Below are 12,325 nucleotides of genomic sequence, written 5' to 3'. Positions count from 1 at the left end.
TGTCCCATTAAATTTCTTTACATCCCCATTCTGGGTAATTATTTCTAATATATGCATTAAGCTCAACTTCTGCTTTTGTATAGTCTCTTATCTTCTCTTCTTTATTTGTAGCTTCATTCATAACTGAAGATACAATCATCCCAGCTCCAACTGTTGTATTTGAATATCTATCGATGATAATAAAACTTCCTGTATATCTGTTTTCATTATATGGATCAACTGCAATTTGTCTGTCTATTGATAGTGTACATTTTGCGATATCATTTAACTCTAATTGATTTGCTTTAACTTCATCAAAAGTATTAATATCCTTTTTATACTCTATTGATTTAAAGGCACCATTTATAACAGAAGTTGCTCTTTTAATAATATAATTACTATTGAGTTCAAGCTTTTTCTCATCCATCCAAACAACCATCACTTCAAGTTTATTTGATACTTGAGGAATAGAGCTTGATTTTACAATCATATCTCCACGACTGATATCTATTTCATCTTTTAATGTAATCGTTGTAGCCATTGGAGCAAATGCTGTTTGTATAGTCTCAACTGTTTCATCTTTTCCAATAGGTCTTAAATCTTTAATCTCATTTGAAACAATTGATTTTACAACAGAAGTTTTTCTTGATGGTAATACAGTAATCTCATCACCTACACTAATTTTCCCACTTGCAATAGTCCCAGAAAATCCTCTAAAGTTTAAATGTGGTCTTGAAACATACTGAACAGGTAATCTAAAGTCATGATTCTCAGTTTTATGAATATCAATAGTATCTAGTAATTGCATAAGAGGCAGACCCTCATACCAAGAACATTTTGGTGAATTTGTAAGAATATTATCTCCATCAAGTGCAGAGATTGGAATATATTCAAAATTAATATCTTCATAATGTGGAAGATTATGAATAATTTGTGAATAATCTTTTTTAATCTCTTCAAATCTATCCGAGCTAAAATCAACTAAGTCCATTTTATTGATTGCAACAATGAGGTTTTTAATCCCAAGAAGAGAAGCTATATAAGAGTGTCTTTTTGTTTGTGTTAACACACCAGATCTTGCATCAATTAGGATAATAGCTACATCTGCAGTACTAGCTCCTGTTGCCATGTTTCTTGTATATTGTTCATGTCCTGGAGTATCTGCTATGATAAACTTTCTTTTTTCAGTTGAGAAAAATCTATAAGCAACATCAATAGTAATACCTTGTTCTCGTTCACTTGCAAGACCATCAACTAAAAGTGCTAAGTCAATCTTATCACCTGTAGTTCCGCTCTTTTTACTATCTTTTTCAATCGCAGCTAACTGATCTTCAAAAATCATTTTTGAATCATAAAGTAATCTTCCAATTAGAGTACTCTTCCCATCATCAACTGAACCGCATGTTATAAATCTTAGTATCTCTTTGTTTTCATGCTCTTTTAAATATTGTTCAATATTTTCAGCTATTAAATCTGATTGGTGTGCCATCTTAAAAATACCCCTCTTGTTTTTTCTTCTCCATTGATGCTTCACCATCACTATCTATAAGTCTTCCTTGTCGCTCACTTGTTGTACAAACTAACATCTCTTGAATAATCTCAGGTAGAGTTGTTGCTTCACTATTAACTGCACCTGTTAAAGGATAACAACCAAGTGTTCTAAATCTAACCATCTCTTTTTTAGCAGTTTTTCGTAATTCTTCAGGCATTCTATCATCATCAACCATGATTTTTGTACCCATATATTCTACTACTTCCCTTTCTTTTGAGAAGTATAAATCAGGAATAGGAATTCCTTCTAAATAGATATATTGCCAAACATCAAGCTCTGTCCAGTTTGATATAGGAAAAACTCTAATAGATTCACCTTTTGTATGTCTTCCATTATACACATTCCAAAGTTCTGGTCTTTGATTTTTTGGATCCCATCTGTGATTCTCATCTCTAAATGAGTAGATTCTTTCTTTTGCCCGAGATTTTTCTTCATCTCTTCTAGCTCCTCCAAAAACTGCATCAAATTTTTGGATATCTAGCATTTGTTTTAGACCTTCAGTTTTCATAATATCAGTGTGCACTGCCGAACCGTGTTTAAAAGGTGAAATATCCATCTCTAAACCTTTTGGATTAGAGTAAACAATAAGTTCCATTCCAACCTCTTTTGCCCGTCTATCTCTGAATTCTATCATCTCTTTAAACTTCCATGTTGTATCAACATGTACCAAGGGAAGTGGTGGAGGTGCAGGATAAAAAGCTTTTTGTAAAATGTGTAACATTACAGAAGAATCTTTTCCTACAGAGTAAAGCATTGCAGGATTTTGAAACTCTGCTATAACTTCTCTCATGATATGAATTGATTCAGCTTCTAGTTGCTTTAAATGTGTAAGTCTTTCTTCACTAATCATCTTTTTCTCTTTTTTATTTTTTTATTTTGCGTGTAATCCACACTCTTTATGTTCTGGGTTTTCCCACCACCATCTTCCACTTCTAATATCTTCACCTTCTTTTACAGCCCTTGTACATGGTGCACATCCAATACTTGGATAACCTTGGTCATGAAGTTTATTGTATGGAATTTTGTTTTCTTTTATAAATTTCCATACATCTTCTTCGCTCCAAGATATAAGAGGGTTTACTTTTATTACTTGAAAATTATCATCCCATTCAACTAATGGCATCTCAACTCTTGTAACACTTTGTGATGCTCTTAAACCTGTAATCCAAACTTTTAATGGCTTCAATGCTCTTTTAAGTGGTTCAATTTTTCTTATATTACAGCATGATTTTCTATTATCTATAGATTCATAAAAACCATTTATTCCATGGCTTTTATAAAGTTCTTCTACATTTTCATTGTTAGGAAAAAAAACATTTACTTTTATATTATATTTTAAATTTGTACTATCCATAACATTATATGTTTCATATGGAAGTCTTCCCGTATCTAGTGTAAATATATTTGCACCTTTGTCAAGTTTTAACATCATATGAGTTAGAACTTGGTCTTCTGCTCCAAAACTAGAAGATAATGCTGCTTCATTTTTGTATTCATTCATAAAAAATTTTAAAATCTCTTCAGCGCTACTATCTTCTAATTTTTTGTTTAATTCTTCTACTACATCTATCATTTTCTTTCCTAAATCTGATAATCTGGCTCTTTTACTTTCCCAAAAGAGATTTTATTCCAAGCCCTTTCGTGAAAATAATATAGAATCATTTTCGTAAAAACTTCAATAGAACCTATAGAGGCGGCCATAACAAGGTCGCCTGTAATAAAATATGAGATAATCATTGTGTCTAAAGTTCCTACTGTTCTCCATGAAATAGTTTTAACAATAGATCTATAAGCCTTTTCTGCCATTTCTTTATTTAGTCCTATTCATCATCTAATTGATATAAAGGAGTACTTAAATATCTTTCACCTGTATCACAAAGAATAGTAACTATTGTTTTACCTTTATACTCTTCTCTTTGCGCAAGAACAGTTGAAGCATATACATTTGCCCCTGCACTAATACCTACAAGAAGTCCCTCGTCTTTTGCTAAGTTTCTAGCAGTTTCCATTGCATCGTCATTTGATACAGTGATAATTTCATCATAGATTTTTGTATTTAATACAGCAGGAACAAATCCAGCACCAATACCTTGAATTTTATGAGGACCAGGGTTACCACCTGAAAGTACTGGAGAATCAGTAGGTTCAACAGCTATTACTTTTACATTTGGATTTTTAGCTTTAACAACTTCTGAAATACCTGTAATACTTCCACCAGTTCCAATTGCAATAACTAATACATCAACTTTATCATCTGTATCTCTTAAGATTTCTAATGCTGTAGTTTTTCTATGAATATCTGGATTTGCTTCATTTGCAAATTGTTGTAATACAATTGAATTATCAAGTGATTCACTTAATTCATTAGCTTTCTCAACTGCACCTTTCATACCTTTTTCAGGCTCTGTTAATACAATTTGAGCACCAAGTGCTTTTAAAAGTTTTCTTCTTTCAATACTCATGCTTGAAGGCATAGTAAGAATTAGTTTGATTCCTTTAGCTGCACAAACGCTAGCTAATGCAATACCAGTATTTCCACTTGTTGGCTCAATTACAGTTGTACCTTCAGTGATTTTTCCAGATTTAATTGCTTCATTAACCATGTTAAATCCGATTCTATCTTTTACTGAATGAGTAGGGTTCATAAATTCACATTTACCTAATACTGTTGTTCCATTTACACTTGCTTTTTTTAATTTTACTAGTGGTGTATTTCCAATTAATTCTGTTACATCATTTGCATATTTCATTTTTTCTCCTTTTATTGATTCAAATATTAATTTGAACTTTTATTTTAAAACTTCTTCTAGAAGCAACTTTCACTTAAATACTATAGTGTAAATATTGATTATATTTATCTTGATACTGTTTTAAATCTTTCAGTGACAAGTTAAATAGTTTTTTTGTTTTTTCTTTTGTTTCATCAAAAAATATATTTAAAATAGGATTATTACTTTTTGTATCGATGATTTTTATATCATCTTCCAAAGCAATAATAATATCTTTTACAAGTATATCTTTTGCATCTCTAGCTAACATGTAGCCACCTTTTGAACCTCTTGTACTTATAACCAATCCAGCGTGTTTAAGTTTTCCTAGAAGTTGTTCTAAATAACTTTGAGGAATATCAGCTCTTGCTGATATTTCTCTACTTTGCATTGGTTTGTTCTCTTCATTTTGTAACAATTCATGCATGGCAGCAAGTCCATACACACCTTTTGAGGAGATTAAAGCCATAATCTCATCTTTAGTTTAACGCTTGAGTTAAATCTTCAATTAAATCAATTGGATCTTCTAATCCAATAGAAAGCCTAACAGTTGAAGGATTAACACCCGCTTTTAACAACTCTTCTTCATTCATTTGTGAATGAGTTGTAGAAGCTGGGTGTACAATTAGTGATTTAGAATCACCAATATTTACCACAACTGAAAATAGTTTTGCGCTATCAATTATTCTTTTAGCTTCTTCATAAGACTCAACTTCAAAAGATAATAATCCAGATGATTTTCCATCTTTGAAATATTTTTGTGCTTTTTTATAATCAGCATTTGACTCTAATCCTGGATAATTTACTGATTTAACTTTTGGGTGTGATTCTAAGAATTTTGCAACTTCTAAAGTACTGCTTGAGTGTTTATCCATTCTTAAACTTAGAGTCTCTAAAGTTTGAAGTAGTATCCAAGAGTTATGTGGAGATTGTGCTGCACCAAAATCTCTAAGTAATGATAATCTAGCTCTTAAACAAAAGTTTGGAAGAGGAACATCCACATAAACTAAACCATGGTATGATTCATCAGCTTGTGTAAATTCTGTATATTTAGAAGCATTTTCTTTAAAAAATTCTGCTAAGCCATCTCTTTCAACAATGATTCCACCAATAGCACTACCTTGTCCATTTGTATATTTTGAAGTTGAGTGAACTACTATATCAACTCCCCATTTGATTGGGTTAAATAAAGCTGCACTTGCAACTGTATTATCACAAACAGTTAAAACACCTTTTCTTTTAGCAATAGAAACTATTCCTTCAACATCTGCAACAGCTATTTGAGGATTAGATAATGATTCAAAAAAGATTGCTTTTGTTTTATCATCAATTTGCTCTTCTAAATTAGAAGCATCAGCTACTTTAAATACTCTAGCTTCTATACCAAATCTTTTAAGAGTATGAGTTAAAAGCGTAACTGCTCCACCATATAATTTATCAGAGATAATGATATTATCTCCTGCACTTGCCACATTTGCAATAGCATAAAAAATCGCACTTTGTCCAGAAGCTACACAAAGAGCAGCTGCCCCACCTTCTAATTGTGCAAATCTTTGTTCTAATACATCAGTAGTAGGATTTGTAAGTCTTGTATAAATTGACCCTAACTCTTTAAGGGCAAATAAATTAGCTGCATGTTCTGCATCTCTAAATGCAAAAGCTGTAGTTTGAGCAATAGGAACATTCATTGTACCCCAGCCCTCTTTTTTATTATAACCTGCGTGAACTGCAATAGTGTCTTGTTGCATATTTATTCCTTTTTGTATATCATATTAAATCTATATGTGAAATTGTAATATATTTTTTATTTAATGTCAAGTGATTTAATATAGATTAATATACTCAAGTATATATAATCTTAATAAATAGCTATATAATAGGTATTTTATCTTGTTCTAAATGTTTAAATTCATATAAGATTAATCTAGACTAATTTTATATGAATTGTAAAAAGAGGAAAAAATGAAGAAAAAAAATATATTTGATAAAGTTAATGTTGATAAAAATAATGAAGAATATATTACTTTGTTAAGAGAAAAAAGCGTTAGAGTTGAAAGAATTGTTTCAAATGGACAAAAAAGTGAAGATAATTTTTGGTATGAGCAAGATGAAAATGAGTTTATATTACTTTTAGAAGGTGATGCTATTCTTGAATTTGAAGATAAAAGAGAAGTACAATTAAAAAAAGGTGATTTTTTGGATATAAAAGCAAGGGAAAAACATAGAATAAAATATACTTCTATAAGCCAGCCGACAATTTGGCTAGCTATTTTCTATTATAACTCTTAATTAATTATCATCATTAGCTAAAACTCTATACAAAGTTACACGATTATTGATTTTAGCTAAACGCAAAGAGATTAAATTTTGTTCTACATTATATAAGTTTCTTTGTGATGTTAAAGCATTTAAATAAGTATCAATACCTGATTTATATCTTCTTTGAGAAAGAAAAAAACTATTCTTTGAGGCAGCTACTAAGTTTTTTTGTGCATCCAATTGATTCTCAATTGTTCCATATCTCGCAAGGGCATCTGAAACTTCTTTAAAAGCAGTTTGAATTGCAAGTTCATATTTTGCTATGTAAAGATTTCTTTGAGACTTAGCATAATCCAAAGAAGCTCCTTTTGAGCCCCAATCAAAAATTGGCAAAGAGATACTTGGAACAAATGACCAAATAGAAGCAGCTCCTCCTGTGAAAAGATTATTTAAAGCACTGCTTGCAATTCCAGCATTTGTTGTAATAGAAATAGATGGAAAATAAGCAGCTCTTGCAACACTAATATTTGCATTTGCAGCTTTTAAATCATGTTCAGCCTGTAAAATATCTGGACGATTTAATAAAACTTTAGAAGATAAACCAACTGGAATAGTTGCTAAATACTCTTTGTTTTCATCTAATGAAGAAGGAAGTAACTCTTCTTTAACATTTTGGCCTACTAATAAATTAAGGGCATTTAGGTCTTGTGCAACTTGAGTTTTATATTTTTCTATATCTGAAAGTGCTTGGTAATATACTGTTTGAACATTATAAAGAGTAACTTTTGAATCCACACCTAGGTTTACTCTTTGTTGAATAATGTCCAAACTTTTTTTACTACTATTTAAAGTCTCTTTTGCAAAATCTAGTAAACTCTTATCTGCAGCCATTGTTAGCCAAGCATTTGTAACTTCTGCAATAGTTGTAATTTTTGTTACTCTTTGGGCTTCTTTAATAGATAAATAACTTTCAAAATCTACTTTAGATAAATTCCTCGCCTTGCCAAAAAAGTCCAACTCATAAGAACTTAAACCCACAGTTGCCTTATAATTCTCAGAGATACTTGATGTGTCTTTACTAGTATTTGAACTGTTTAATGAACGAGCTTTAGAACCAGAAACTCCCGCATCAATTGAGGGAAATTCACCTGCATGTTGTACATTATATTTTGCTCTTGCTGATTGTATATTTGCTATTGATTCTTTTATTGAACGATTTTGTTTAAGTGCTATTTTAATAACTTCTTTAAGTTTTTCATCTAAAATCATATTTTCCCATACAAGAGTTTCATTTATATTTGGATTTAGTTGTTCTTTGTATGCTTCACCTTTTGGCCAATTTGTTGGCATAGGAGCTGTTGGTTGCTCATATTTTGAATCTATTAGGCTACAAGCACTAAGAAAAATTGATAAAGCAAAAGAGATAGATATATGAATTATTTTATTTGTTATCATTTATTCTCTCCTTTTTCAATTGTTTTTGCATTTACTTTTTTGTCTCTTCTAAATATTGAACTAATTAAAACATAAAATAGTGGAATCATAAATACTCCAAGAATTGTAGCACTAAGCGTTCCTCCCACAATTCCTGTCCCTATTGCGATTCTACTATTTGCACCAGCACCTGTTGAAAGTGCAAGAGGTAAAACACCAACAACGAAAGCTAAAGAAGTCATTAAGATAGGTCTAAATCTTAATCTTGCCCCTTCTACTGCTGCATCTAATAAGGAGTTACCATTTTTATATGCAGCTTCGACAAATTCTACAATCATAATTGCATTTTTAGAGGATAATCCAATTACTGTTAATAGGGCAACTTGAAAATAAACATCATTTTCTAATCCTCTAATTGAAGTAATTGCTACAGCACCAATTATCCCTAATGGAAGAACTAATAAAACAGAAAAAGGAATAGACCAACTCTCATAAAGGGCTGCAAGACATAGGAAAACAAATAAAATAGATACTGAGTATAAAAATGCACTTTGTCCACTTGATTTATACTCTTGATATGATAATCCACTCCATGCAAAACTAGAACCCTTTGGAAGCTCTTTTGCTAGTTTTGACATCTCATTCATAGCATCTCCTGAACTTACGCCTTCCTTACCTGCCCCTTGTATCTCATAAGCAGCTAATCCATTGTATCTAGATAGACTCTCTGGCCCATAAGTCCAAGTTGTCTTTGCAAAATTTGAAAAGGAACTCATACTCTCTCCATCACTACCCCTTACATACCATTTATTAATGTCATCAGGGGCAGAACGAAATTGTGCATCACCTTGGATATATACTTTTTTAACTCGACCTCTATCAATAAAGTCATTTACATAACTTCCTGCCCATGCAGCATTTAGTGTTGAGTTAATATCAGGTAATCTAAGACCTAAAGAGACAGCTTTTTCATGGTCAATATCTATATGTAGCTGAGAAGTCTCAGACATACTTCCAAGTCTAACTCCTGTAAGCATAGGATCTTTTGAAGCCTTACTTAAAAGAGTATCTCTCATTTGTTTTAAAGTATCTCTAGATGTACCAGCATTTGCTTGAAGTTGAAAAGTGAAACCATTTGTATTTCCTAATCCTCTTATTGAAGGAGGATTTAAAGCAAAAATCTTAGCATCTCTTATTGTAGATAGATTTTTATTTGTACGATTTACTATTGTACCTGCACTATCTTCTCTATCTTCCCAATCTTTTAATGAAAGAAATGCTAATCCAGCATTTTGTCCACTTCCACTAAAGTTAAATCCTGAGATTGTAAAAATAGCTTTTGTATTATCTTTTTCTGTATCCAGAAAATAATCTTCAAGTTCTTTTGCTATCTCATTAGTTCTTTTTATAGAAGCACCTTGTGGCAAAGAAATTTGAGCCATAACTTTACCTTGGTCTTCTAGGGGCAAAAAACTAGTAGGAAGTTTATATGTTAAATATGCCATAGCTACTAGTATTATGGTATATAAGAACATCCATCTTTTGGGTTTATTTAATATATTAAAAACTTTTTTTGAATATTTTTTAGTAATTGATTCAAAAGTATTATTAAACCAATGGAAAAAACCTGTTTCTTTATCTAGGTGATTTGAGTTTAATAAGGAAGCACATAAGGCAGGTGTTAGAGTTAAAGCAACAACAACAGATAAAATCATAGAAGAGACAATCGTAATAGAAAATTGTCTATAAATAACACCTGTTGAGCCATCAAAAAATGCCATAGGTAAGAAAACAGCAGAAAGAACAACAGCAATTCCTATTAATACAGTGCTTACTTCTTTCATTGATTCTACTGTAGCATCATGAGCAGAAAGACCCTTCTCTCTCATAATCCTTTCAACATTTTCAATTACAACAATGGCATCATCAACAAGTAAACCAATGGATAAAACCATTCCAAACATTGTTAAAGTATTTATTGAGTATCCAAAAACTTGAAGAACTCCAAAGGTTCCTAAAAGTACAACGGGAACAGCAATTGCTGGAATAATTGTAGCTCTCCAATTTTGTAAAAATAGAAAAACAACAAGTACAACAAGTACTATAGCTTCTATTAAAGTCTTCACAACTTCATTTATAGAGATACTAATAAACTTAGTACTATCTACTGGATATGCTATTTTATATCCTTCAGGCATATTACGCTGTAAAGAAGCTAAAACTTCACGGACTCTTTCTGCCGTTGATAGTGCATTTGCTCCTGATGATAACATAACTGCAAGTCCTGAAGCGGGGTGTCTATTTAATCTTGGAATAGTCCTATATGATTCATTTCCTATTTCAACCCTTGCCACATCTGAAAGACGAACTAAAGCTCCATTTTTATCATTTTTTATAATTATATCTTTAAACTGTTGGGGAGTTTGTAATTTAGATTCAGCAGTAACTGTTGCATTTAATTCTTGATTTGCTAAAGTAGGCATAGCTCCTATGTTTCCTGCTGAAACTTGAACATTTTGATTTTTTATAGCTGTTGATATATCTGAAGGCATAAGTTTATATGCTAAAAGTTTTGATGGGTCTAACCAAATACGCATTGCATATTGAGAACCAAAAACTCTAATACTCCCAACTCCTTCAACTCTTGCTATTGAATCTTGTATATTACTAACTAAATAATCAGAGATATCAGAACCTGTTGCTTTATCTGTCTCATCATACAAAGCAGCAATCATCAAGTAATCTGATTGTGACTTAGTTACATTTACCCCTTGTTCTTGTACTGAACTTGGTAGTCTAGTTATTACTTGGGAAATCTTATTTTGAACTTGGACTTGAGCTATATCTGGGTCTGTTCCTTGTTCAAAAGATACATTTATTGAAACTCCTCCTGAAGAATCACTTGAAGAGGAAAAGTATAATAAACTATCTAGTCCTGTTAATTGTTGTTCTAATAATTGAGTAACACTATTTTCGACAGTCTCAGCATCTGCCCCTGTATAAGTTGCAGAAATTCTAATGGTAGGAGGTGCTATATCTGGATATTGTGCCACAGGAAGATTGTAAATAGAACCTAATCCTGCTAACATAATGATGATTGAGATAACCCATGCAAAAATGGGCCTATTTATAAAAAAAGCACCCATTATTCTATTTCTGAATTATCAAATTTAAATTTTGATGATACATCTATGTCTTTAACTTTATCACCAACTTTAATTTTATTTAGACCTTCAACAATTAAATGATCTCCTACTTTAAATCCCTCTTTTATAAGCCAAAAATTATTGATAGCTTTTTGTGTTACAACATCCTTTTTTTCGACTTCACTGTTCTTATTTACTACCATTGCAGTTGCATTTCCTCTTGCATTAAAAGTAATACCTTGTTGTGGTACTAAAATAGCTTTTGAATTAATAGCTTCATTTATAATAATATTTACATACATTCCTGGTAATAATATATTTTTTGGATTTGGAAATTGTGCTCTTAGGGTAACTGAACCAGTTGATTCATCTACTGATAATTCTTGAAGTTTCAATTCACCTTTGTTTTCATAAATTGAACCATCTTCAAGTTTTAAACTAACAGTTGTATTCCCTTTTTTCATATCTTTTTGTTTTAAAAGTTTTCGTAAATTTAACATTTGTACACTTGATTGAGTAAAGTCTACATAAATTGGATCAAGTGATTTAACACTAGCAAGTGCTGTTGTTTGTTGGGCAGTTACAAGGGCACCTTCTGTTACACTTGATACTCCAATATGCCCAGAAATAGGAGACTTAATTTGAGTATGCTCTAAATCAATCTTTGCACTTTGCATAGCTGCTTTTTTTTCTGCTACACTTGCCAATGCTTGTAAGTATGCAACATGTGCATCTTCATAATCTTGCTTTGAAACACCATCAATTTTTAATAAATCTTCGTATCTTTCATCTTTTAATTTTGCTGCTTTTACATTTGCTAAGACATTCTCATAAGCTGCTTTGGTTTGGTTGTATGTAGCTTCATAACTTGATGCAACTACTTTATATAAAACATCACCTTTTTTTACAAATGAACCCTCTTTAAATAATCGACGCTCAATTATCCCTCCAATTTGAGGACGAATTTCTGAATTTAAGGCAATAACGGTTCTTCCTGAAAGTTTTTGTTGTAGTGTTACTTCTTGTTGAGTTATTGTATATGTTCCAGCTTCGGCTAATCTTTTTGGTGGTGCTTTCTTTTCAGATTGTTCAGAACAAGCACTAAAAATAGTGATTATCCCGATTAAACTAATAAAGAAATAACTTTTTTTAATGTAATTATTCAATAATTTATTCCTCAATTTTAT

11 protein-coding genes are annotated in these 12,325 nt (G+C 31.3%); 1 reads left to right on the top strand and 10 read right to left on the bottom strand.

The features are described 5' to 3' along the window. Positions 1-7: 7 nt before the first annotated feature. The 7 genes from cysN to LXN10_RS06435 form a co-directional block, all read right to left on the bottom strand. Entirely contained in the window at positions 8-1,468 is a 1,461-nt protein-coding gene (cysN, locus tag LXN10_RS06465) for a sulfate adenylyltransferase subunit CysN (protein ID WP_375725048.1), read from the bottom strand. A 1-nt stretch (position 1,469) separates the two neighbouring features. Then, complete coding sequence (cysD, locus tag LXN10_RS06460) at positions 1,470-2,381, bottom strand: sulfate adenylyltransferase subunit CysD (RefSeq protein WP_375725047.1); 912 nt, start codon at positions 2,379-2,381, stop codon at positions 1,470-1,472. Between the two features lie 21 nt (positions 2,382-2,402). Further along, on the bottom strand, positions 2,403-3,104 hold the full coding sequence (locus LXN10_RS06455; protein WP_375725046.1) for a phosphoadenylyl-sulfate reductase: 702 nt from the start codon (positions 3,102-3,104) through the stop codon (positions 2,403-2,405). 8 nt (positions 3,105-3,112) lie between these two features. After that, positions 3,113-3,337, bottom strand: a complete 225-nt coding sequence (locus tag LXN10_RS06450; RefSeq protein ID WP_129101507.1) for a DUF2061 domain-containing protein — start codon at positions 3,335-3,337, stop codon at positions 3,113-3,115. A 14-nt stretch (positions 3,338-3,351) separates the two neighbouring features. Next, positions 3,352-4,281 (bottom strand): cysteine synthase A, encoded by a 930-nt coding sequence (gene cysK / locus LXN10_RS06445; RefSeq protein WP_375725045.1) that lies wholly within the window; start codon positions 4,279-4,281, stop codon positions 3,352-3,354. Between the two features lie 73 nt (positions 4,282-4,354). Then, positions 4,355-4,768, bottom strand: coding sequence for an RrF2 family transcriptional regulator (locus tag LXN10_RS06440; protein ID WP_375725044.1), 414 nt, complete (start codon positions 4,766-4,768; stop codon positions 4,355-4,357). A 10-nt stretch (positions 4,769-4,778) separates the two neighbouring features. Next, positions 4,779-6,047 carry an O-acetylhomoserine aminocarboxypropyltransferase/cysteine synthase family protein gene (locus tag LXN10_RS06435; protein ID WP_375725043.1) on the bottom strand — a complete coding sequence of 423 codons (1,269 nt, stop codon included), beginning with the start codon at positions 6,045-6,047 and terminating at the stop codon, positions 4,779-4,781. A 214-nt stretch (positions 6,048-6,261) separates the two neighbouring features. On the opposite strand from LXN10_RS06435, the gene LXN10_RS06430 reads away from it, so the two are divergent. After that, positions 6,262-6,588 (top strand): cupin domain-containing protein, encoded by a 327-nt coding sequence (locus LXN10_RS06430; protein WP_375725042.1) that lies wholly within the window; start codon positions 6,262-6,264, stop codon positions 6,586-6,588. On the opposite strand, the gene LXN10_RS06425 is transcribed toward LXN10_RS06430, so the two are convergent. From LXN10_RS06425 to LXN10_RS06415, 3 genes are read right to left on the bottom strand one after another with little or no spacing between them, the layout of a single operon-like run. Continuing rightward, positions 6,589-8,013 carry an efflux transporter outer membrane subunit gene (locus LXN10_RS06425; RefSeq protein WP_375725041.1) on the bottom strand — a complete coding sequence of 475 codons (1,425 nt, stop codon included), beginning with the start codon at positions 8,011-8,013 and terminating at the stop codon, positions 6,589-6,591. After that, positions 8,010-11,141, bottom strand: a complete 3,132-nt coding sequence (locus LXN10_RS06420; RefSeq protein ID WP_434056571.1) for an efflux RND transporter permease subunit — start codon at positions 11,139-11,141, stop codon at positions 8,010-8,012. The genes LXN10_RS06425 and LXN10_RS06420 overlap by 4 nt, the downstream gene beginning before the upstream one ends. Further along, on the bottom strand, positions 11,138-12,304 hold the full coding sequence (locus LXN10_RS06415) for an efflux RND transporter periplasmic adaptor subunit (protein ID WP_375725039.1): 1,167 nt from the start codon (positions 12,302-12,304) through the stop codon (positions 11,138-11,140). Before LXN10_RS06415 ends, LXN10_RS06420 begins: the two co-directional genes overlap by 4 nt. Positions 12,305-12,325 lie beyond the last annotated feature (21 nt).

The sequence above is a fragment of the Arcobacter iocasae genome, from assembly GCF_042214795.1.
Lineage (GTDB): Bacteria > Campylobacterota > Campylobacteria > Campylobacterales > Arcobacteraceae > Arcobacter > Arcobacter iocasae.
The sequence above is the reverse complement of the archived record's forward strand: the minus strand, read 5'-3'. Positions and strand labels throughout refer to the sequence as shown.